Origin of the sequence: Methylophaga sp. UBA3613 (assembly GCF_002375415.1) — a bacterium.
GTDB lineage: Bacteria > Pseudomonadota > Gammaproteobacteria > Nitrosococcales > Methylophagaceae > Methylophaga.
Window position 1 is genome coordinate 30,805 of sequence record NZ_DFLS01000004.1, and the last position, 23,608, is coordinate 54,412.

19 protein-coding genes are annotated in these 23,608 nt (G+C 45.6%); all 19 read left to right on the forward strand.

The features are described 5' to 3' along the window. The first annotated feature begins 1 nt into the window (after nucleotide 1). Nucleotides 2-1,537: a 4Fe-4S binding protein gene (locus tag B3S93_RS02305; protein WP_292400602.1), complete on the forward strand. Its 1,536-nt coding sequence runs from the start codon at nucleotides 2-4 to the stop codon at nucleotides 1,535-1,537. Nucleotides 1,538-1,542: 5 nt separating this feature from the next. Then, complete coding sequence (locus B3S93_RS02310; protein WP_292400432.1) at nucleotides 1,543-2,118, forward strand: TorD/DmsD family molecular chaperone; 576 nt, start codon at nucleotides 1,543-1,545, stop codon at nucleotides 2,116-2,118. Nucleotides 2,119-2,249: 131 nt separating this feature from the next. Continuing rightward, a complete protein-coding gene (locus tag B3S93_RS02315) occupies nucleotides 2,250-2,459 on the forward strand; it encodes a Tat pathway signal protein (protein WP_292353479.1) in 210 nt (69 codons plus the stop codon). A gap of 12 nt (nucleotides 2,460-2,471) precedes the next feature. After that, nucleotides 2,472-5,348, forward strand: a complete 2,877-nt coding sequence (locus B3S93_RS02320; RefSeq protein WP_292400429.1) for a formate dehydrogenase subunit alpha — start codon at nucleotides 2,472-2,474, stop codon at nucleotides 5,346-5,348. 16 nt (nucleotides 5,349-5,364) lie between these two features. Then, nucleotides 5,365-5,949 carry a formate dehydrogenase FDH3 subunit beta gene (gene fdh3B / locus B3S93_RS02325; protein ID WP_292353481.1) on the forward strand — a complete coding sequence of 195 codons (585 nt, stop codon included), beginning with the start codon at nucleotides 5,365-5,367 and terminating at the stop codon, nucleotides 5,947-5,949. Between the two features lie 2 nt (nucleotides 5,950-5,951). Further along, nucleotides 5,952-6,131 (forward strand): hypothetical protein, encoded by a 180-nt coding sequence (locus B3S93_RS02330; protein WP_292400426.1) that lies wholly within the window; start codon nucleotides 5,952-5,954, stop codon nucleotides 6,129-6,131. A gap of 10 nt (nucleotides 6,132-6,141) precedes the next feature. Beyond that, nucleotides 6,142-7,149 (forward strand): formate dehydrogenase subunit gamma, encoded by a 1,008-nt coding sequence (locus B3S93_RS02335; RefSeq protein ID WP_292400423.1) that lies wholly within the window; start codon nucleotides 6,142-6,144, stop codon nucleotides 7,147-7,149. A gap of 334 nt (nucleotides 7,150-7,483) precedes the next feature. Next, a complete protein-coding gene (locus B3S93_RS02340; RefSeq protein ID WP_292400420.1) occupies nucleotides 7,484-9,181 on the forward strand; it encodes an NAD(P)H-dependent oxidoreductase subunit E in 1,698 nt (565 codons plus the stop codon). Continuing rightward, nucleotides 9,181-11,982, forward strand: a complete 2,802-nt coding sequence (gene fdhF / locus B3S93_RS02345; RefSeq protein WP_292400417.1) for a formate dehydrogenase subunit alpha — start codon at nucleotides 9,181-9,183, stop codon at nucleotides 11,980-11,982. The genes B3S93_RS02340 and fdhF overlap by 1 nt, the downstream gene beginning before the upstream one ends. 166 nt (nucleotides 11,983-12,148) lie before the next feature. Next, nucleotides 12,149-12,901: a 5'/3'-nucleotidase SurE gene (surE, locus tag B3S93_RS02350; protein WP_041354362.1), complete on the forward strand. Its 753-nt coding sequence runs from the start codon at nucleotides 12,149-12,151 to the stop codon at nucleotides 12,899-12,901. After that, nucleotides 12,898-13,560, forward strand: coding sequence for a protein-L-isoaspartate(D-aspartate) O-methyltransferase (locus tag B3S93_RS02355; protein WP_292400600.1), 663 nt, complete (start codon nucleotides 12,898-12,900; stop codon nucleotides 13,558-13,560). Before surE ends, B3S93_RS02355 begins: the two co-directional genes overlap by 4 nt. Further along, a complete protein-coding gene (locus B3S93_RS02360) occupies nucleotides 13,557-14,132 on the forward strand; it encodes a YqaA family protein (protein WP_292400414.1) in 576 nt (191 codons plus the stop codon). The genes B3S93_RS02355 and B3S93_RS02360 overlap by 4 nt, the downstream gene beginning before the upstream one ends. Before the next feature lies 1 nt (nucleotide 14,133). Further along, the gene (locus B3S93_RS02365; protein ID WP_292400411.1) at nucleotides 14,134-14,967 is read left to right on the forward strand and encodes a peptidoglycan DD-metalloendopeptidase family protein; all 834 of its coding nucleotides are present in this window, start codon (nucleotides 14,134-14,136) and stop codon (nucleotides 14,965-14,967) included. 88 nt (nucleotides 14,968-15,055) lie between these two features. Beyond that, nucleotides 15,056-16,133 (forward strand): peptide chain release factor 2 gene (gene prfB / locus B3S93_RS02370; protein WP_292353489.1). Its coding sequence is split into 2 segments (ribosomal slippage): nucleotides 15,056-15,109 and nucleotides 15,111-16,133, totalling 1,077 coding nucleotides; the frame shifts between segments, so codons are not numbered across the junction. An 11-nt stretch (nucleotides 16,134-16,144) separates the two neighbouring features. Next, complete coding sequence (lysS, locus tag B3S93_RS02375) at nucleotides 16,145-17,638, forward strand: lysine--tRNA ligase (protein ID WP_292400408.1); 1,494 nt, start codon at nucleotides 16,145-16,147, stop codon at nucleotides 17,636-17,638. A gap of 214 nt (nucleotides 17,639-17,852) precedes the next feature. Then, entirely contained in the window at nucleotides 17,853-19,724 is a 1,872-nt protein-coding gene (locus B3S93_RS02380; RefSeq protein WP_292400405.1) for a hypothetical protein, read from the forward strand. A 93-nt stretch (nucleotides 19,725-19,817) separates the two neighbouring features. Then, nucleotides 19,818-20,789: a phospholipase D-like domain-containing protein gene (locus B3S93_RS02385; RefSeq protein ID WP_292400401.1), complete on the forward strand. Its 972-nt coding sequence runs from the start codon at nucleotides 19,818-19,820 to the stop codon at nucleotides 20,787-20,789. A gap of 267 nt (nucleotides 20,790-21,056) precedes the next feature. Beyond that, nucleotides 21,057-22,115, forward strand: a complete 1,059-nt coding sequence (locus B3S93_RS02390) for a nucleoid-associated protein (RefSeq protein ID WP_292400398.1) — start codon at nucleotides 21,057-21,059, stop codon at nucleotides 22,113-22,115. Further along, complete coding sequence (locus tag B3S93_RS02395; protein ID WP_292400396.1) at nucleotides 22,112-23,587, forward strand: hypothetical protein; 1,476 nt, start codon at nucleotides 22,112-22,114, stop codon at nucleotides 23,585-23,587. Before B3S93_RS02390 ends, B3S93_RS02395 begins: the two co-directional genes overlap by 4 nt. The last annotated feature ends 21 nt before the right edge of the window (nucleotides 23,588-23,608 follow it).

Here is a 23,608-nt window from a genome sequence, read left to right on the forward strand (position 1 = left end):
CGTGGTTTTGGAAGCAGGCCGAATTGAAATTCATCCGGTGCAATTGATTGAGTTTGAATCCCGTGGTCGTTTACTGATTATTGGCAGTGCCGAGGCTGTTTCTGCCGTGGCAGCACATTGTCAGCCATTAACTATCAGTGCATGTGTGACCGACTCATCAACTGTTACAAGCGATGATGTGACCTTGTTAGCAGGTGAACTGGATAGCTTAACCGGCTGGCTGGGTGAATTTGATGCCGTAATTGCAGGGCAAACATTACGCTTTGATTTGGTATTGGATTTAACTGATTCGCCAATTCTCAAACAAAAAGTTTCGCCTTTAGGTTATTTCGCCCCCGGTGAAAATCAACAAGCTCTGGCCGAAGCCATACAGCAATTGCCCGATCTGATTGGTATTTTTGATAAACCGCGGTATTTCCAATACAAACCGAATATCTGTGCCCATTCGCGCCGTGGTATTCAAGGCTGTAATCAATGTCTTGAAGCCTGTCCCGCTGAAGCAATAAGCCATGCAGGTGACGAAGTTCGGGTAGATCCCAATTTATGCCAGGGTTGTGGCAGCTGTGTGGCCGTTTGCCCATCCGGTGCAATGAATTATGCGTTGCCAACGCTGGACGTTAGCCTTGAACGGTTACGTTCAATGATGCAGCAATATGACGAACTGGAAACCCAGCCACCGCATATTCTGATTCATGATGAATCCAATGCTCAAACCTTGTTGGAGATGCGCGGTCATGAACTCACTGACAATGTGATTACCTTCTCGATTGAAGAAGTTGGCGCATTGAGTATGCCATTCTGGCTGGCGGCGATGGCCTATGGCGCCGCTGGTGTCACGGTTTGGGATGCGCTCACCCATAGTGATCATGATTGGCAGGAATTGCAGCAGCAAATAACCTTAACCAACGAATTATTGAACGGCATGGGCTATTCAACCGCCATTCACTGGCATCAAGGCAATGATTTTACGGCCTTAAAATCCCACATCCAGCAGTTACCCAAAACAGAGGCTGCCACTCCAAGCCGCTTTGCCGGTATGGATAACAAGCGGCGGGTCAGTACCATGGCTTTGTCGCATCTGTATGAAAATGCCCCCTCACCTCAGGCAGAAATCAAACTGGAAAAACCGGCTCCCTTTGGGGAGATTCTGGTCGATAAACAAGCCTGTACATTATGTATGTCTTGCGTATCGGTCTGCCCGGTTGGGGCGTTGGTTGATGGCGTCGATAAACCGCAACTCAATTTTATTGAAGATTTATGTGTGCAATGCGGTATTTGTGAAACGGCCTGCCCTGAAAATGCCATCAGTCTGGCACCACGTTATTTGTATCAACGGGATCAGGCACGGCAAAAGCGTATTTTGCATGAAGAGGCGATTTTTCATTGCATCAGTTGTGCAAAACCGTTTGCCACTCAGAAAATGATCGACACGATTACCGCAAAATTAAAAGATCATCATATGTTTCAGGGCGCGGCGCTGGAACAGCTGAAGATGTGTGAGGATTGTCGTGTCAAAGCCATGTTCAAAAAAGGTTAACAAACGTGGAAGAAATTGAAGAAACTCAGTGGCGTGCCCAAACCTATGCGCTTTTAGCCAATTTGCTGGCAACGCCACCAGAGCAGGACTTGCTTGATAATATCAGCCGTTTGCAAGTCACTGAACCGGAAAGTCCTCTTGGTCAGGGCTGGCAGGCTTTGATCGATGCGGCAGCACACAACATTGCTGAACAAATCGCCGATGAATATCAATTATTGTTTATCGGACTGGCTCAGGGAGAGGTGATTCCATACGGGTCATATTACCAAAGCGGTTTTTTAAATGAAAAACCCCTGGCAAGATTACGTGTTGATCTCGGAAAACTGGGGTTGGAGCGGCAAGAGGATAAAGCTGAACCCGAAGATCATATCGCCGGTGAGTGTGATGTGATGCGACTTATCCTGTCAGCCAATGGCATCCCGGTCATTGACGATAAAGCCTTTTTTAATGCGCATTTACGCCCCTGGGCAGCCAAGTTCTTTACGGATTTGGCCAAGGCAAAAAGTGCCGTTTTTTATGCAGCCGTCGCATTATTGGGCAAACATTTCATAGAAGCGGAACTTCAACGACTCGAACAATGACAGATAGTTTGAATTTGCAGGCGAATCTCCTTGAACAGTAACCTCGTCTGCGCGATAATTAGGGCTCAATTTGTTGTCAACGTTGACAACCCCTTGCGTGTCACTGCACTGAATTTCATTCGGAGAAATCCATGACTGCAAAGCCATCAAATAGCCGCAGAGAATTTCTGCACAAATTGACCGCCACAATTGGTGGCACGGCAACGTTGGCTTTAACAGCAAATACGTTGCAAGCTGCTCCGCAAAAAATTGTACAAACTCCCGCCGAACCCGCTCCTGCTGCAAAAGGTTATCAACATACTGAGCATGTTGAAACTTACTACCAGCGTGCTGACTTTTAAAAGACTGACGTTATGAAACTGACTAAACGTGATCCGGCAGCCATTATCAGTGGTATCTCTGGCGTAAATCGTAGAACCTTTCTGAAAGGTTCAGGTATCGCGGCAGGTGGCGCAGCCTTTATGAGTTTGCTGCCTAATGCAATGATTCAGAAAGCCGAGGCAGCTGAAGGGCGGCAACCCGCATACGATGAAGGTGAAATCACCCGGGTTCGCAGTGTTTGCAGTCATTGCAGTGTAGGCTGCGGTGTCACCGCTGAAGTACAAAATGGCGTGTGGATTGGTCAGGAACCCAGCTTTGATCATCCTTTCAACCTTGGTTCGCATTGTGCCAAAGGTGCTTCAGTTCGTGAACATGGTCATGGTGACAAACGACTCAAATATCCAATGAAAAAAGTCGATGGCAAATGGCAGCGTGTGTCATGGGAACAAGCCATTGATGAAATCGGCACCCAGATGCTGAACATTCGCGAAACATCTGGTCCGGACTCAGTTTACTGGCTGGGGTCAGCAAAATTCAGCAATGAACAGGCTTATCTGTTCCGCAAATTTGCCGCGTTCTGGGGCACCAATAACGTTGATCATCAGGCGCGGATCTGTCATTCCACCACAGTTGCCGGTGTTGCAAACACCTGGGGCTACGGGGCAATGACTAATTCCTATAACGATATTCATAATTCCAAAGCAATTTTTATTATCGGTGCTAACCCGGCCGAGGCACATCCTGTTTCATTACAGCATATTTTCCGCGGTAAAGAGCGTGGTGCACCGGTTATCGTTGTTGATCCGCGTTTCAGCCGTACTGCTGCCCACGCCGATCAATTTATTCGTATTCGTAGCGGTTCTGATATCCCGTTTGTCTGGGGCATGCTCTGGCATATTTTTGAGAATGGCTGGGAAGATAAAAGCTTTATCGAACAGCGCGTTTACGGAATGGACGAAATCCGTAAGGAAGTCGCTAACTGGCCACCTGCTGAAGTTGAAAAGGTTTCCGGAGCCAAAGAAGCCGATGTTTATCAGGCGGCTAAAACCATGGCCGAACATCGTCCCGGCACTGTCATCTGGTGCATGGGCATAACCCAGCATACCGTTGGTAACAGCAATACCCGTGCTTTATGTATCCTGCAACTGGCGCTCGGTAATATGGGTGTTTCCGGTGGTGGGACCAATATTTTCCGTGGTCATGATAACGTTCAGGGTGCCACTGATTTTGGTGTGGTTTCTAATAGTCTTCCGGGTTATTACGGACTGGCTGAAGGTGCCTGGCAGCATTGGGCTCGTGTCTGGGATGTTGAGCTGGACTGGCTGAAACAAAAATTTGATCAGAGTAAATACGAAGAAATCGATGGCACGGCAGTGTCACCAATGTATACCAACGGTATAACAGTCTCTCGCTGGATCGATGGGGTGTTGGAAAACAAAGATAACATCGATCAGAATGATGCCATTAAAGCCATGGTGTTATGGGGACACGCACCCAACAGTCAGACGCGTGGCCCTGAAATGAAAAAAGCCATGGAAAAACTGGATCTGCTGGTAGTGGTTGATCCGTATCCTACTGTTTCAGCGGTAATGAACGATCGTACCGACGGTGTATACCTGTTACCGGCTGCAACACAGTTTGAAACTTATGGTTCATTGACGTCATCAAACCGCTCAGTGCAATGGCGTTTCCAGATTATCAAACCGCTGTTTGAGTCTTTGCCTGATCATACGATCATGTATAAATTCGCCAAAAAATTCGGTTTTGAAAAAGAGCTTTGTAATCAGATTACCGTGAATGGTGAAGAGCCATTAATTGAAGATATCACCCGTGAATACAACAGAGGCATGTGGGCAGTTGGGTACACCGGTCAATCACCAGAACGTCTCAAACTGCAATCGGAAAACCTGCATACCTTCAATACCACCACTTTGAAAGCTGAAGGCGGACCCTGTGATGGTGAGATTTATGGTCTTCCATGGCCATGCTGGGGACCACCGGAAATGAAACATCCTGGCAGCCATATTCTGTATGACAACTCGACACCGGTAGCAGAGGGTGGTGGTCCATTCCGTGCCCGCTTTGGTGTGGAACGTGATGGCGTTAATCTGTTATCCGAAGAAGGTTCCAGTACTGTGGGCGCTGAGCTTACCGATGGTTACCCTGAATTTACCGATGCGATGCTCAAAGAGCTGGGCTGGTGGGATGACCTGACCGCTGAGGAAAAAGCTGAAGCTGAGGGTAGAAACTGGAAAACTGATTTATCCGGTGGTATTCAGCGTGTAGCGATCAAACATGGCTGTGCACCCTATGGAAATGCCAAAGCGCGTGCCATCGTCTGGCAGTTCCCGGATCCAGTACCGATTCACCGCGAACCGCTTTATACAACACGTCGTGATTTGGTAGAGAAATATCCTACTTACGAAGATCGCCGCAGCTTCTATCGTCTGCCGACTCGCTATGGATCAATTCAAGCGACGGATTTTAGCAAAGACTTCCCATTGATTATGACCAGTGGTCGTTTGGTTGAATACGAAGGTGGTGGTGAAGAAACCCGCTCCAATCCATGGCTGGCTGAATTGCAGCAGGATATGTTTATTGAAATCAACCCGGTTGATGCGAACAATGCAGGTATCAGAAATGGTGAACAGGTTTGGGTCGATGGACCTGAAGGTGGCTCCATTAAAGTAATGGCCATGGTGACTGAACGTGTTGAACGGGGCGTTGTGTTTATGCCGTTCCACTTTGGTGGTCATTATCAGGGCAAGGATTTGATTGATAACTATCCTGAAGGCACTGTGCCACATGTTCGAGGTGAATCGTGTAACACCGTATTCACGTATGGTTATGACTCCGTAACGGCAATGCAGGAAACCAAAGTTTCTCTCTGTCGTGTCCGTGCTGCCTAATTAAGGGGATTGCTAAATGGCTCGAATGAAGTTTTTGTGTGATGCCGAGCGTTGTATTGAATGCAATGCCTGTGTCACTGCCTGTAAAAATGAACATGAAGTACCCTGGGGAATTAATCGTCGTCGTGTCGTCACCATTGATGATGGTATTCCAGGTGAAAAATCTATCTCAGTCGCCTGCATGCATTGTACCGATGCACCTTGTCAGGCGGTCTGTCCGGTTGATTGTTTCTACACCACCGATGATGGGGTGGTATTGCATGACAAAGATATCTGCATCGGCTGTGGTTACTGCTTTTATGCCTGCCCGTTTGGCGCTCCGCAATATCCACAGGAAGGTGCCTTTGGTGCACGTGGCAAAATGGACAAATGTACTTTTTGTGCTGGTGGTCCTGAAGAAGATAATTCGGCTGAAGAAGTTGAAAAATATGGGCGTAATCGTTTAGCCGAAGGTAAATTACCATTGTGTGCTGAGATGTGTTCGACCAAAGCATTGATTGCTGGTGATGGTGATATCGTCGCTGATCTGTTCCGCAGCCGCGTTGTTCGTCGTGGTGGCCGTCCGGATAACTGGGGTTGGGCAACAGCCTACAAGGATTAATCATGAGACTGCTTGTTTTAATGCTTGGCGCCTTACTACTGACCGCTTGTTATGAATATACTGACGTAACCATGCATCAAGCTGGCGTGTATAAAGGTAGTGAGGACAATCATGCTCTATCAGCAGAAGAACGCGCAGAAATATTGAAGCAGCGTTTCAACAGCGTACAAACGGATCGCTAACGGAGAAGGCATGTCTGCAACTGCTGCTATGAATAATCGTAAAAAAACATCGCTCTGGGCGATGTTGATCATTGTGCTGGCAATCCTGATATTGCCGTTAACCGGTTATCTGTATGTCAGTATGACGGACCAACCGGCAGCAGATGAGCAGACCAACCCTCGTTCTGATACCTGGCGACAAGTGCGTGAAAATCAAGAAGGTTATAGCGCTGTTAAAGGTCAGGAAACCAATGAACTGATCCAGGGAGCAGGTCAAAACTGGCGTCAGCTGCGCAATGGTCCGATTGCGACCTATGGTGCATGGTTGCTCAGTGGTGTGCTGGTTATTCTTGCTGCATTTTATTTGTGGCGAGGCGAGATCAAATTAACCCATCCGCGTACCGGTAAAACGGTACAGCGCTGGACGTTGAACGAACGTCGCCTGCATTGGACAACAGCCACCTTATTTATCTTGCTGGCCATTACTGGGCTCAGTCTATTGTATGGGCGTTTCGCCTTGATTCCGCTGCTCGGATATCCGGGCTTTTCAGCCTACGCTACTGCAGCCAAATGGATACATAACGTGCTTGGCCCGGTATTCATGGTGGCGTTGTTTATTATCCTTATCAAATGGTTCAAAAATAATCTGTTTACCAAAGTTGATATTGAATGGTTTAAAGCCTTTGGCGGCATGGTAGGGGATAAACATCCTTCTGCAGGCAAGTTTAATGGTGGTGAAAAAGCCTGGTTCTGGACGTTGGCCACAGCAGGTGTGGCATTGTGTTTCTCAGGCCTGGTTTTGGATTTCCCCAATTTTGGACAGGAACGTGAAGTCATCATTGGCGCGCATCTGATCCATATCCTGACCGCGATGTTACTGATGGCATTTTCACTGGGCCATATCTATATCGGTACCCTCGGAACCGAAGGTGCTCTGGAAGGCATGACAACCGGTCATGTTGATGTTGCCTGGGCCGAACAGCATCACGACCTTTGGCTAAAAGAAGTCGAGGAACAACAGCAAAATACACCTCAGTAATTTGCGCAAATCAGATACCTGTTATCAGCCAACTCGCAAAAACGGGTTGGCTGTTGTTTTTTTGATGCCTTAGAAAAAAATTTTTCATGATCCATATTGGATCATTTTTCCTTTATGTAATGCACGAGAAACGTGCCGGCTCAGGCAATGTGCATTTATTTAGTGCATTTTTGAACTCTCGCAAAAGCTCCCCATCTTATCTTTAAACAAAAGCTTGATTTCGCTTTGATTTTTGCTCGTCATCAGGCTTCACATCAGCCGTTAGCCATGATAGTTTTGACTGGATTTTTATTATAAAAAGCCAAAGCAGGCTACGAAGTGAGAGAGGCAGTTCATGACCGAGCAAACCATCAATGCTCAAGCAATTGGAAAAAAGACCAAGCGATCACGTATTACCAGTAAAGGTAGACAGATTGAGCCGAAAGCACTGGCAGAAGTGCGTGAATTACTCGGTAATGCATCCAGACAAAAAGATTTACTGATAGAGCATCTACATAAAATCCAGGATTTCTACAAACATATCTCAGCAGCACATTTAGTCGCGCTGGCGTATGAAATGAAACTGTCTCGCGCTGAAGTCTATGAGGTTGCCACTTTTTACCATCATTTTGATGTGATTAAAGAAGGTGATGCTGTTCCAGCCGATTTAACCGTTCGCGTCTGTGACTCAATGAGTTGTGAAATGGCCGGAGCTGAAGACCTGATTGGTTCTCTTGAAACCGCCATGGGCGAAAAAGTCCGTGTTCAGCGGGTTCCCTGTATTGGTCGTTGTGATAAAGCACCGGTTGCAGTTGTAGGTATGCATCCTGTCGAATTCGCTGATGTTCAAAAAGTCGACAATCTGGTCGAGCAAGGTATCACCGAGCCGGAAACCCTTGCACCGATTTTGTTTGAGCAATACGTAGCTAACGGTGGTTATTCTATTTATCAACAATGTATGGCCGGCCAGCATAATGTCGATAAAGTGCTCGACATGATGGATGACTCAGGACTGCGTGGTCTAGGCGGCGCGGGGTTCCCGGTGGGTCGTAAATGGCGAATTGTTCGTGATCAACCTGCCCCAAGATTGATGGCCGTCAATATCGATGAAGGCGAGCCGGGTACATTTAAAGACAAATATTATCTGGATCGCGATCCCCACTGTTTTCTGGAAGGTATGCTGATTGCTGCCTGGGCCGTAGATATCAATGAAATTTATATTTATCTGCGTGATGAATATGCCGCCATCCGTGTGATGCTGGAACAGGAGCTTGCTAAATTGCGCTCCCACCCTCCGGTAACCAATCTGCCAACGATTCATTTACGTCGTGGTGCCGGTGCCTATATTTGTGGCGAAGAGTCGGCAATGATTGAGTCCATTGAAGGTAAACGTGGCATGCCACGCTTGCGACCACCATTTGTTGCTCAAGTGGGTTTATTCGGACGGCCGACACTTGAACATAATATGGAATCGCTCTATTGGGTTCGCGATATTCTTGAAAAAGGCCCAGAGTGTTTTACCGAACATGGACGTCACGGCCGTAAAGGTCTGCGTTCATTTTCCGTTAGTGGTCGTGTCAATAATCCGGGTGTGCATCTGGCACCTGCAGGTATCACCATGCGTGAACTGATTGATGAATATTGTGGCGGCATGCTCGAAGGGCATAAGTTTTATGGCTATTTCCCCGGCGGTGCATCAGGCGGGATTTTGCCCGCGTCGTTAGGTGATGTGCCATTGGATTTCGACACTTTGCATGAATATGGCAGTTTTATCGGTTCAGCTGCAGTGATCGTCTTTTCCGATAAAGACAGAGCACGCGATTTGGCTGTTAATGCTATGCGTTTCTTTGAGGATGAGTCCTGTGGCCAATGTACGCCATGTCGTGTCGGTACCGCCAAAGCGGTTACCTTAATGAAACAGTCTAAATGGGACGAACCATTGCTCGAAGAGTTGTCTCAAGTAATGGTAGATGCGTCGATTTGTGGTCTGGGGCAGGCTGCTCCAAATCCGCTGCGTAGCGTCGTCAAGTATTTCCCTGAGGAGTTGAAATAATGGCCACTCAATTACAAGATAGCGTTGAAATGGTCGAATTTACACTTAACGGCCAGAAAATCAGTGCCCGTGCCGATGAAACGATTTTAAAAATTGCCGAGCGCGAAGGCATTGAAATCCCGCATTTATGTTATTCCGAACGTGAAGGGCAGGATGGAAACTGCCGCTCATGCATGGTGGAAGTTGAAGGTGAGCGTGTTTTAGCACCTTCATGCTGCCGTTATCCCGGCAATGATATGAAAGTGCAGACAAATAGCGAACGTGCTTTGCATTCGCAAAAAATGGTACTGGAACTGCTCAAATCTGATGTTTCCGAAAAGCCGCATACCCTGCATTCCGAACTCGATTACTGGGCAGGTAAACTTAAAATCAGTACGCCAAGATTTCAGCCTCGCAAACAAGTTGCTCCTGATCTTTCGCATCCCGGTATTGCCGTCAATATGGATGCCTGTATCCAATGTACCCGTTGTGTTCGTGCCTGTCGTGATGAACAGAATAACGATGTAATTGGTCTGGCAATGCGCGGCAGCCACACCGAAATTGTCTTTGATCTTGACGACCCGATGGGGGAAAGCACCTGCGTCGCCTGTGGCGAATGTGTGCAGGCTTGCCCAACCGGTGCATTGATGCCTGCCAATGAAGTGGGCATGGTGGAACCGGACCGTCAGGTTGAATCGGTTTGTCCTTATTGTGGCGTGGGTTGTCAGCTTACCTACAATATTAAAGACGATAAAATTCTCTACGTTGAAGGCCGTGATGGCCCGGCGAACCATGGTCGTTTGTGTGTGAAAGGCCGTTATGGGTTTGATTATGTTCATCATCCACATCGCCTGACCAAACCGCTTATCCGCCGTGAAGGTGCACCGAAAACCGGTGAATTTACGATGGAACCCAACGATATCGACAAAATCTTCCGTGAAGCCACTTGGGAAGAGGCATTGGATATGGCCGCTCAGGGGTTTTTGAAGATCCGCGATCAAAAAGGCCCCAATGCATTAGCCGGTTTTGGCAGTGCCAAAGGCAGCAATGAAGAAGCTTATCTGTTCCAGAAACTAATTCGTACCGGCTTTAAAACCAATAATGTCGATCACTGTACGCGTCTTTGCCATGCCTCATCGGTTGTGGCCTTGCTTGAATGTCTCGGCTCAGGTGCCGTATCCAACCCGGTTGCAGACGTCGATAAAGCAGATGTAATTGTATTGATCGGTGCAAATCCGACAGTGAATCATCCGGTCGGTGCGACGTGGATGAAAAATGCGTTGCGTTCCGGCACCAAATTGATTCTGCTGGATCCACGTACTACTGAACTTTCTCGTGAAGCTACGCATCATCTGGCCTTTAAGCCAGGCAGTGACGTGCCAATGCTCAATGCCATCATGCATGTCATTGTCGAAGAGAATCTGGTCGATCAAAGCTTTGTTGCCGAGCGTACGCAAGGCTTCGAAGATATGAAAAAACACCTGCAGAAATATACGCCGGAATTGATGGAACCGATTTGTGGCATTCCTGCACAAACCTTAAGAGAAGTCGCGCGGCTCTATGCTAAAGCTGATGCGGCGATGATTCTGTGGGGCATGGGTGTTTCGCAACATGTTCATGGTACTGATAATGCCCGTTGCCTGATTTCACTGGCATTAATGACGGGTCAGATTGGCCGTCCGGGTACCGGTCTGCATCCACTGCGTGGACAGAATAATGTTCAGGGTGCATCAGATATGGGGCTTATCCCAATGCGTCTACCGGATTATTACAAAGTAACGGATGATGATGCCCGGCATAATCTTGAACAGTTATGGGGCTCGGAGATTGATTCAAAACCGGGGCTCACCGTTGTAGAAATCATGGATGCCATTCATGCCGGTAATTTGAACGGCCTGTATATCATGGGGGAAAACCCTGCGATGTCGGATCCGGATGCCAATCATGCCCGTGAGGCTTTGTCTGAGCTCGATATTCTGGTGGTACAGGATATCTTCCTGACCGAAACCGCCTATCTGGCAGATGTTATTTTGCCTGCATCAGGCTTCCCGGAAAAAACCGGTACCTTTACCAATACGGATCGATTGGTACAAATGGGACGTAAAGCGATTCCAATGCCGGGAGATGCCCGGCAGGATTTATGGATCATTCAGCAGATTGCCCAGAGAATGGGGCTGGATTGGCATTATGATGGCCCGAAAGAAGTCTTTGAAGAAATTCGTAAAGCGGTTCCATCCATGGGGGGAATCACCTGGGAACGTCTGGAACGTGAACATGGCGTGGTTTATCCCTGTGAACAGGAAGGTGATCCGGGTGAACCGATTATTTTCACCGATCGTTTCCCGACAACGGATGGGCGCGGTCTGTTTGTACCAGCGGATATTGTCGAACCGGATGAACGTCCTGATGAAGAATATCCGTACATCTTAATCACCGGCCGTATGCTGGAACATTGGCATACCGGTTCAATGACCCGTCGTTCCAATGTGCTGGATGCACTGGAACCTGAAGCGGTGGCCACCATTCATCCACTGACACTGGATGAAATGAATGTCAGACCGGGTGAGATGGTGACCTTATCAACCCGTCGCGGTGAAGTATCCGTGGTAGCAAGGGTTGATGAAGCGGTGCCGACCGGAGCGATATTTATGGCCTTCTGTTATTACGAAGCGGCGGTAAACAAACTCTCCAACGCCGCTCTGGATCCGGCAGCAAAAATTCCAGAGTTCAAATATTGCGCGGTGAAAGTCACGCCAGGTGGAGAACCCTTGAAGTTTCATAGCTACGGTGGTGGTCAAGCTGTTAATAAACTCAGGCCTTGATGCACTTTAGTGGCTGTTGTTCCGTGTAGCTGTGGTGGAAATGAAAGATCAACAGCGCCTTACATCACAAAAGGGCATGTTTTCATGCCCTTTTTTATGTCATAAGCGCGCATTCTTGCTAAGATAGCGGCGAATAATCTCTTGACGCAACAGGTCAAAAAAATAAATGAAAATCCTCATAAGTAACGACGACGGCTACATGGCAAAGGGTATCCGTACGCTGGCACGCTCGCTTGCCGGTCTGGGGGAAATCACAGTGGTTGCGCCAGATCGTAACCGCAGTGGTGCCAGTAACTCGCTGACATTGGAAAATCCCTTACGACTGGACCGGATGGAAGACGGTGTTTATCGCGTAGAAGGTACGCCGACAGACTGTGTACATCTGGCCATTACCGGTTTACTGGAAGATGAACCCGACATGGTGGTTTCAGGCATTAATGCAGGAGCCAATCTGGGTGATGATGTGCTGTATTCAGGCACCGTGGCTGCCGCAATGGAAGGACGATTTCTGGGATTGCCCGCGATTGCTATTTCGCTGGCAAGCTTCGAAGGCAAACACTACGAAACAGCAGGCTGGGTGGCCCAACAGTTAGTCGAAAGACTTAAATCTGTAGCATTACCCGCTGATACTATTCTGAATGTGAATGTGCCCGATCTGCCCATTGAAGAAATTATTGGTTTTGAAAGCACCCGTCTTGGTCATCGGCATAAAGCCGAACCCGTGATCAAAGAAATGGATCCGCGTGGCAGACCCATGTATTGGATTGGTCCCGCCGGAGCAGAGCAGGATGCGGGGCCCGGAACCGATTTTGATGCGATTCGCCGTGGTGCAGTATCGGTTACACCATTGCAAATTGATTTAACTCGATACGATGCGATTGATGGCGTCTCAAGATGGTTGGAAAGCACTTTGCCATGATCGCCGATCCACGTGGAATAGGAATGACCTCGCAAAGGACTCGGGATCGACTGATCCAGCGTCTGCAGGAGCGTGGTATCCAGAATATTCAACTGTTAACGGTAATGCGACAGTGTCCTCGGCATTTATTTGTCGACGAGGCTTTAGCCAGCAGAGCATACGAAGATACGGCATTGCCAATCGGCCTGGGCCAGACCATTTCGCAACCTTACATTGTGGCGCGAATGACCGAAATTCTGTTGCAGGGTGGCCCCAGAAACAAAGTATTGGAAATCGGCACTGGCTCTGGCTATCAGACGGCAGTGCTGTCTGCATTAGTGCCAAGAGTCTTCAGTGTTGAGCGTATTGCACCATTACTCAAGCAGGCGAGAGAACGTTTTTATCTGTTAAAGCTTAATAATATTCGCCTCAAACACAGTGATGGCAATTGGGGTTGGCCGGAAAATGGGCCCTATGACGGCATTATTGTCACCTGTGGTGCAGAACACATACCGCCCACATTGTTGGAACAACTTGCACCCGGTGGACGATTGGTCATTCCAGTCGGTGGCAGCAAGGGACAGATCCTGAAAGTGATAGATCGGGTCGGTGGTAAATTTGAAGAGACGGAATGGGACGCCGTCAGTTTTGTCCCGCTTTTAACTGGACAGATTGGATGAAATTATTTTCAGGGCTTTACGCAAAAGTCATGCAATGGGCCAGGCATAAACACGCCACCTATTGGCTGGCATTAGTCAGCTTTACCGAATCATCCTTTTTCCTGATACCACCCGATGTGATGCTGGCGCCAATGTCGCTGGCAAGACCTGATAAAGCCTGGTTTTATGCCGGATTAACCACGATAGCTTCCGTGTTAGGCGGTTTATTGGGCTACATTATTGGGGTGTTTGCTTTACAGATGGTTGAGCCCTTGATCATTCAGTTTGGCTATACTGAAGCCTATGAAACTGCCCAACAATGGTTTGCTGATTATGGTTTCTGGGCCATCTTTTTAGCGGGCTTTACACCGATACCGTACAAGATATTTACCATTGCTTCCGGTGCGGTGGGGATGCTGTTATTACCCTTTATTCTGGGTTCTTTGATTGGTCGTGGTATGCGGTTTTTCCTGGTCGCCGGTTTAATGAAATGGGGTGGTCAGCCGTTTGAAGAAAAATTACATCTGTGGGTGGATCGACTCGGCTGGATCACGGTCGGTCTGTTGGTTTTGGCTTATTTGATATTTGTCTGATATGAAACGGCTGTTCATTGTGCTGATGGTTACGTTGACTGCTTGCAGCGGTAACAATGCGTTAGCGCCGGTCGGCAGGGAAGATTCGGGTAGATATCAGCAACGTCCTGCCCCGACGCCAGCACCCAACAGCTATACCGTCAGAAAAGGCGATACGCTGTATTCCATCAGCTTCCGCTATGGCATGGATTATCGTGATGTTGCACGTATCAACGGCATTCGGCCGCCTTATACCATTTATGTCGGACAAAAAATCAAATTCGATGGTAAGCCGGTTACTACGGCATCCACCACCCGTCCGGGGACTGTAAAACCGAGCCCTGGCAGATCTTCATCACCCTCGGTCACACGTCCTTCAACCACCACTCAACCGTCACGGCCTTCAACCGCCACCCAAACACCGCAGGTGAAACCATCCACACCTAAACCAACATCATCACCAGCGTTGACCTCAGGCAGTGAAAGCCTTATCTGGCGTTGGCCGACTGAGGGCAGGGTGGTGTCGACATTTTCAGAATCTGCCGCGGGTCGAAAAGGGATTAATATTATCGGCAAACCCGGACAGCCGATTTTGGCAGCAGCGGATGGCAAGGTGGTCTACAGCGGTGATGGCTTGCCGCGCTATGGTAATCTGCTGATCATCAAACATAATGATGTCTATCTAAGTGCATATGCCCACAATGATACTTTGCTGGTGAAAGAGGGCGATACAGTGAAAAGTGGTCAGCGCATTGCCACACTGGGTCGGTCCGGTACCCAGGTCGAACAATTGCATTTCGAAATTCGTCGAAACGGTAAACCCGTCGATCCAATCCGCTTTCTGCCTAAACAATAAGCGGCATTATCCGTTACAATAACGGGTTTGCTGCGGCAGCTTTATCAACTAATTTCAATGAGGTACTAGCGTGGAACTCGGCGCGACGATGCAACGAATTAAAACTCTCCGTGATCGCAGTGACGATCTCAGGGGGTATCTTTGACTTCGATACTAAAGCAGAACGCTTAGTCGAAGTCACCCGTGAGCTGGAAGATCCCAATGTCTGGAATGATCCGGAAAACGCCCAAAAATTAGGCCAGGAACGCTCAAGCCTGGAGCGTATTGTCAAAACCCTGTCATCGCACAGTGAAGTTTTAGACGATGCCAAAGACCTGCTCGAACTCGCTGTAGAAGAAAACGACGAAGACACCTTTAATGCCGTCAACAATGATTTAGACGAGCTGGAAAAAGGTCTGGAAAAACTCGAATTCCAGCGCATGTTCTCCGGCAAGCTCGACGCCAACAGCGCCTATCTGGATATCCAATCCGGTTCTGGCGGTACCGAAGCACAGGACTGGGCCAATATTATTCTGCGCATGTATCTGCGTTGGGGCGAAGCCCAGGGCTACAAAGTCACGCTGATGGAAGTCTCCGAAGGTGAGGTTGCTGGTATCAAGAGCGCCACCGTGCGTTTTGAAGGCGAATACGCCTTTGGTATGTTGCGCACCGAAACCGGTGTTCATCGTCTGGTACGTAAATCACCATTTGATTCCGGTGCCCGTCGTCATACCTCATTTGCCTCGGTGTTTGTCTATCCGGAAGTGGATGACACTATCGAAATCGATATTAATCCGTCTGATTTACGTATTGATACCTACCGCTCTAGCGGTGCCGGTGGTCAGCACGTTAACACCACCGATTCAGCGGTACGTATTACCCACGTACCCACCAATACTGTAGTGCAATGTCAGATGGAACGCTCACAGCATAAAAACCGTGACCAGGCGATGAGCCAGTTACGCGCCAAACTGTATGAGCTGGAATTACAAAAGCAAAACGAAGTCAAACAAGCCGCCGAAGAATCCAAATCGGATATCGGCTGGGGCAGTCAAATCCGCTCCTATGTACTCGATCAATCACGCATCAAAGATTTACGTACCGGTGTCGAAACCGGAAACACGCAGGCTGTTCTGGATGGCGATCTGGATCAATTCATTGAAGCCTCACTCAAATCAGGTTTATAAGCGAATCCAACATGACCCAAGAAACAGAATTTGACGAAAACCGACTGATTGCCCAACGTCGTGAAAAACTGGCAACCATTCGCGAACAAGGCAATGCCTTTCCCAATGACTTCCGTCGTAATGTGATGAACGGCGAGTTGCAAACCGAATATGCCGAGTGGGATGGCGATCAACTCAAAGCCACACCGCGTCGCGTCGCAATCGCCGGTCGAATGATGACCAAACGGGTTATGGGGAAAGCCAGCTTTGCCACCGTGCGTGATATGTCCGGCGATATCCAGCTTTATGTCGCACGTGATGAATTACCAGAAGGCGTCTATCCCCAATTCAAAACCTGGGATAACGGCGATATCATCGCTGCCGAAGGCACCTTATTCCGTACCCAAAAGGGTGAATTGTCGGTACATGTTGAAAGCATCAAATTACTGACCAAATCACTGCGTCCATTACCAGAAAAATTCCACGGTCTGTCCGATATGGAAACACGCTATCGCCAGCGGTATGTTGATCTGATCATGAACGAAGCCAGCCGTGAAACCTTCCGGATTCGCACCAAAGTGATCGATGGCGTGCGTCGTTATCTGATGGACAAAGACTACCTCGAAGTCGAAACGCCAATGATGCAAGCTATTCCCGGCGGTGCCACAGCCAGACCGTTCACCACCTATCACAATGCATTAGATATGGATCTGTTCCTGCGTATCGCGCCGGAGCTGTATCTGAAACGACTGATTGTCGGCGGCTTTGAACGCGTGTTCGAAATCAACCGTAATTTCCGTAACGAAGGTCTGTCTACCCGCCATAATCCTGAATTCACTATGGTCGAGTTTTATCAGGCCTATGCAGATTTTAATGATCTGATGGATCTCACCGAAGATATGCTGCGTACTGTGACCCAGAATGTATTAGGCAGCAGCCAGATACATTATCAAGGTCTGGATATTGATTTTGCCCAGCCGTTTGATCGCATGACCGTTAAAGACTCGATCCTGCATTTCAACCCGGATCTGAAAGCCGAACAACTCGACAGCATCGAAGCCGCCACAGAAGTGGCCCAAGGCTTGGGTATTCCACTAAAAGACAGTTACGGACTAGGCAAAGTGCAAATCGAAATCTTCGAAAAAACCGTCGAACATCAACTGATGCAACCGACCTTTATCACCGCCTACCCAACCGAAGTCTCACCTTTGGCAAGACGCAGTGATAACGACCCGTTTGTCACCGATCGCTTTGAATTCTTCGTCGGTGGCCGTGAAATTGCCAATGGCTTTTCAGAGTTAAATGACGCCGAAGACCAGGCCGAACGTTTCAAAGCCCAGGTCGCAGAAAAAGATGCCGGTGATATCGAAGCCATGCACTACGACGCCGACTATATCCGTGCCCTGGAATACGGTATGCCACCAACAGCGGGTGAGGGAATTGGTATTGATCGGTTGGTGATGTTGTTGACCGATTCTCCGTCGATCAGAGACGTGTTACTGTTTCCGCATATGCGGCCAGAGTAGATCACTGGATAATTGATAAATAAAAAAACGGGCTTAATGGCCCGTTTTTTATGCGACATCGAAAGTGAAGCCGAGACATTTTTATCTTGTCACTTATTAAAAATCGGTCTATTGTCCACCCTAATGATCTTGAGAAGCTGGTCGTTCTAAGTGTCAGAATGATATTAAGTTTTTTGGGCTCTAGTGAGTTTTTACTCGTAGATAAGGAGGTCCAATGAAGCTTCAGCAAGTTCTCTCATCAATCAACCAGATTGAAAAATCCAAATTTATTACCTGTCTGGATAAGCTCTGTACCTCAGCAGAGAAATCAAACAAATCTATCTCCGAAGCCTTAAAGAAAGTTAACAAAGAAATCAAAGATGCTTCTGGTGTTGAAATAACCCAATTATTTAATGCGGTTTCCTCTGACTATAAATGTTCAATTCAATCACAGCTGGCAATGGCTGGAGCCTCAACCGGGTTATTAATAAATATATTAACAAGGGATGGTAATGCTGTTGCAAGAACATCATGGATTGAACAGCTATATTCAAAAGAGCAGGAACGTTTAGACAAACTATCTCAAGAATTAATAAACGAAATCGAAAAAGCCGACCAAGAAAATTATGATCATGCTCATCGATTGAGTATTTTTCGAAATTGTATTGAGGTCGCATACAAAAACGATTTACAAATTAATCGACAAGCAAATATTTCAGATGATGAACGAAGTATTCTGAATATTTTGGCACATGAATTAAAAATTTCTCAGGATGAAGCTGCTGCGATAGAACATCTTTCCGATCCCATTAAAGCCGGTAAAGAGACTGTTGAAGCATGCCTTCAGACTCTTCGAGAAATGGGCATAATTTTTATTAATCGACGGACTTCAGAAGTTCTAATTCCTGATGAAATCATTCTTGTATTGAATGAAATACAGAATAAAGAATTAGCAGATAAATACTTATTACGTATTTTCCGCTGTTTATCAGATGCTGAGTTATCTAACATCTTGAAAAGTTACGACAAGCGTATTCGTGGGATAACAAGGGCAGAGAAAATCAATACGATTTTACATGCTGGAATTAGTATCAGAGATATTCTCTCAGATGATTTATTCGACAAAGACGAAAATCAAAATCAGCGTAAAGAACGACTTAAAGAATTAATTAATGAGCTTGATATCCCAGCGGAAAGATTGGGTACTACTCTGGATGAGCGGATTAATATCATTATTGAAAGTTTAAGATCGGCTACAGAACGGGAATTTGATGCTATCAGTGCCACTAGTTATAAAGAATTATTCGAAGCATTAGAAAGTAATTTTAATAGTTTAAATAATGAGTCTAACGAAACATTTATTGAACGTCTCAGACGAGAGTTCGAACTGGAAGACAATGAAGAGCTTGATACAGAAAGATTACGCGCTCTTTCAATTACTCCTCACGATATTCTTTACCTCCTTTCCAATGAAGAAATAAAAAACCTTAGAGACAGCATGAAGCTGTCCAAGAAAGGTAATCCACGGGTTGTCATTCTGGAAGCTTTCGCCAGTGCAAATGATAAATTAATTGAAAACTTTGGTTTGCTTTCACGCCGTGATTTAGCTGGCTTAAGAGCGGCTGGGGTTGAAATTAATGAGTCCGAACTCGGCAGCAAATTTGAGGAAACCATAAAAGCAATATTAGAAAGTCTTGAGCTTAATGTTAACGAAGAGCTTAGAAAATCTTTAAATACAGCCAAAGATAAAGCCGACATTTTGATTTCACTCAGCGAAGATGACGTAATTGTTGGTGAAGCAAAATCATTTAAAAATGGAGATTACGCAAAATATTCCACCACTTCGAGACAGGTTAAAGCCTATGCCAACCGCTGTGAGAAGGAGGGGAAAAGAGTGGCACAAGTCCTTATTATTGCCCCGAGTTTTTCAGCGGATTTTATTGAATCAGCAGCAATGGACACGGATATTAATATTTCATTATTAACAGCGGATGGTTTAAAGCTGATTTATGACACATACAAAACGAAGCGGAAACCAAATTTTTCAGCAAAGTTACTTACAAAAGGTGGGTTATTAAAAGCTGAATTGATAGCGAAGAATTTGTGAAAATTAAATTATCTACTGCACCATTTATCTCTTTAATTATAGTTTGGCGGAATGTTTTTAACAGATTTTTATTTGTAATAAAAGGTTAAAAGTATGATTGTGGTTCCAAATTATTCGTGTTGGGGCATAAAAGATTCTGGAGAAGATATATCTCAAGATATATTGGATATTTTAAACGATGCTACTTCATTCATAATTGTAGGTGGGTACAATTTCACATTTAAAACTGCTGGTTATACTTTTTTTAATATACTAAGAAAAAAAGTATCTTATGGCATCCCAGTCTTAATGATAATCCCAACTAATTTAGCTGGGCCTTGGAGCAATCAACCAAAAATAATTAACTACTGCAACATGCATGGAATTGGAATCATACTAAATGGAAACAATCATTCAAAATGGTTATTGACGGAAAATGATTTGTACTATGGCTCTAGTAATTTTACTGAAACAAGCTGGAAGCAAAGAGTTGAAGTTGTAACGATACATAAACACTCGAATATTCAAAAAAACTGGAAATACTCGACTGTCTTAGATTTTCGTAAATTCGTTCAACGAGAAATCGTCCGTTTAAATAAAAGAAAGGCGATGAAAAATATTCCGGGTCTTATTACGCATACAATAACTGTATGGAAGAACATTAAACCACTAGTAAAAAAACTAAATCCATCTATCGAAAAAGTTATACAAACGCTCCAAAACTATCATCTAGTTGAACAGATGATTGAAGAGTTAACAGCAGAATGGTTTGCTTTCTATCCCTTGGAAATATTTGAGCAGATATATAAAATGAATAGCGATTTACTATTTAAGATAAATGGACTTTGTGAGTTCGCCTATTTTCATATTTATAATGAGTTCACAGAGATAGTTGAATTTGAAGATGTTGAGGTAATAAATGAATATAATTCTTTATATAATGACATCATAATTTCTATTGAAAATGATATTATAAATTTATCAGATAAGTCAGACAACATACTAAATATCAGCTCTAATTTCACCTCTAAAAATGATGAGTTAATTGAACTCATTAATAGTAGAATCACTATAGATGATACATAACAAATGGATGAAGTTGTAATTGAGACAAGGATTAGTCAATTTTGTTTAGTTTAAAAAATGGGGACACTTACCTTTAATTGATGTTTTATTGCTGTGCTGAAAATAGTCTGGCATGTATTCCTAAAACAAAGTTAAGTTGGCTGCCCCCCTTGACTCTCTGTTCGCTAACAAAACTGGAATTAACCTGCTCAAATGAGAGATGATAGCAACTTAGCGTTTTGGCGGGCAGTGCCTCCAATGAAATTGACATAAAACCAAGGCGGGAATATGCCAAAAGAGAGCTCTCTATCTAACAAAGTCAAAGAGTCAGTGGTAATTGAGAAATTCATTTTCCACATTGTTATCAAAGGCGAAGATGAGCCGCGAACAATGACAAGGGTCGATCTGGAGCCGAATCAACGGGAGTTCTTCTGTCAGCGAATAGCGGATTCTGCCGAAGGGACACAATTCAAGTTTCGAGAGAAAGACATGGGGACAGCGCTACGCTGCAAGCGAATCATCGAAAATCCTGATGAATACTTTCTCCCCGAATCAATTAGTCTCGCGACAGATTTCCAAGAAGAACACAAAGGCAATGTGACGGATGGTGCCTTCATTGTTGCATTTTTTAATATTGAAGTAGAGGAGCAAAGAGTGCCTATGATCGCTATGATCAAAATGGATCATAGCCGAGTTCTAGAGTACAAAATTAAGCAGGAAGCAGGTGGTTCTGTAGCCAAGATAAGTGAAATCCTGAACTCCTTTGTAGAGAGTAAAACTGCTGTTCAAAAATGCGCTATCGTTGATGTCGGGGATACATTCGACTGGGATGTTCTCGCATTTGAGAAGCGAAAAAAGGTAGGCATCGCTGACTATTTCAGAATTTTTCTTAAGGTCACAGAGGCTGACAATGCAAGCAATCTGACAAGGAAAGCCGTGAGCTCAACTTTCACTTGGGCACGTACTAACAGCCAAGATCTGGCTGAATTGCCACGCTACTACAAGGATAGGGCCATCGCATACTTAGAAATGCATGATCATTTTGACACCGAGACTTTTGTTAATGCGGTTGTGAAAGATGATGACGAGGAAAGAAAAGCTCGACTTATGAAAAGCCTACATGAAGAGCTTTCAGTCACTGGTGTAGCTGGGCAGAGATTCGCTCCAAGGCCCGCTTCAATTCTTGATGCAGATAAGAGAAATAAAATCGTAACGGATAAAAATGTCCAAGTTATCTGGTCGGGAGATGAGGAAGCCGCAGGCATTACAATCGGCGATCCTGATGAGAGTGGAATGATCGACATTCACATTAGAACAAAGTCAAACCCAAAAAACAGAGTCAAATGAAAGAAAAGAATCTGATTTTTAAGTTAAGAGACAAGATTTTTGACCTCTACGCAAAAGCTGTTTCATCTGAGGACGGCGTTGAAGACGTGTGCATGGATGGCGAGGAAAGTGTCGAGCTCTTAAAGTTGGCGTCAGAAATAATTTTTCTCGCCAAGAAGCTTGACGTACAGACATCCATTCGACTCGAAGTAGATGAAGAGTATACGGAAATCGATAATTTAGAGCCGTACCTCAATGAAACGTATCGGTTTTCGAAATGGCGTCTAAACATTAGCAAGCCCGTTTTATCAAAAGGGTTAAAAACTAAAGACGACGATCCGTCCATATTATTTTTCTTTGAAGAAAAAATATTCAAAGCTTGGCTTGACGCTTTGAACCCCTTGAAGAGCATTAATAACTTATTCGTTGAAAACCAATCCGTTTTAATATTCGTGGCTGGGCTCAAAGCTAGCTTTGGGGGGCCTAGACTTGCTGTGTTACCTCTTGATAGTACAGAAGTTATCGACAGCTGGTGGCCGTTTGAAAGTGAGTTACCCGAAGAGAAAACTCTCAGAGAGCACGTGCATTTAGTTCCATCTGAACCAATTAGCCTTTCTCCTCAGTCTTTTGAGCTCACATGGGGTGATTTTGGGTGCAGCTTAGCCAGCCCATTTCGTAGAATGTCCGGCATGTGTGCGGCAGCGGGCTTTTCTGACGTCATCTATGGCCAGGAAAAAATAGTTCTTAAAGGTGTCCGGCACCTACAGATCCCACTTCTGTATAAATCTGAAGAAGTGCCCGATAAAGATGCATTAACTTTAATACAAAGTGCCTTATCGTGGGTATACGAAGAAAGAGTCGATACAAGGAAAAGGCTTCTCTCAGATAGGTTATGTTTGGAGTCAGATAACGAAGCCAGTTTTCTCTCTTTATTGGTTCAACATTTGGAAGACTCGTTAAAACAATCAAAGGACCAATATCGATTTGTAATTCTAGATCGAAAAGATGAGTATGCTAAGGAGTTGCGAGATCTTTTAAAAGATTTAAGGCAACAAGCTGATTTATACGCAGAGAAAGTAAGAGGTTTAATAGCTGGGTTGCTCAGGGATACGCTTGCCGCTTTCGTGTTTGTTGCACTCTCGTTAAGCTCTCGGCTTGGTTCAAAGGTTGACGTTTTAATGTCTGACGCCGGTGTTCTTTTTTTTAAGGCATTAGCTATCTATTTTATCGTTTCTGCTTTGTTTCAGGCGACTTCTGCTGTAAGAGATATATGGCTTTCCGATAAAGAACTTGAAGAATGGTCTGAAGTAACTAGAGAGTATTTTTCTAGGAAAGAAATACACGAAAGAATCAATAAAGATTTGCGAGGACGACGTAACACTTTTTATTTTTATATGGTTCTTATTGTGCTTTCGTATTCAATCATGGCAGGTCTAAGTTGGAATATGTTATGTATCGCGCAATATTTTATTAATGTCGGCGGCACTAATTAGTAAAAGTGTATCAAGGGTTCA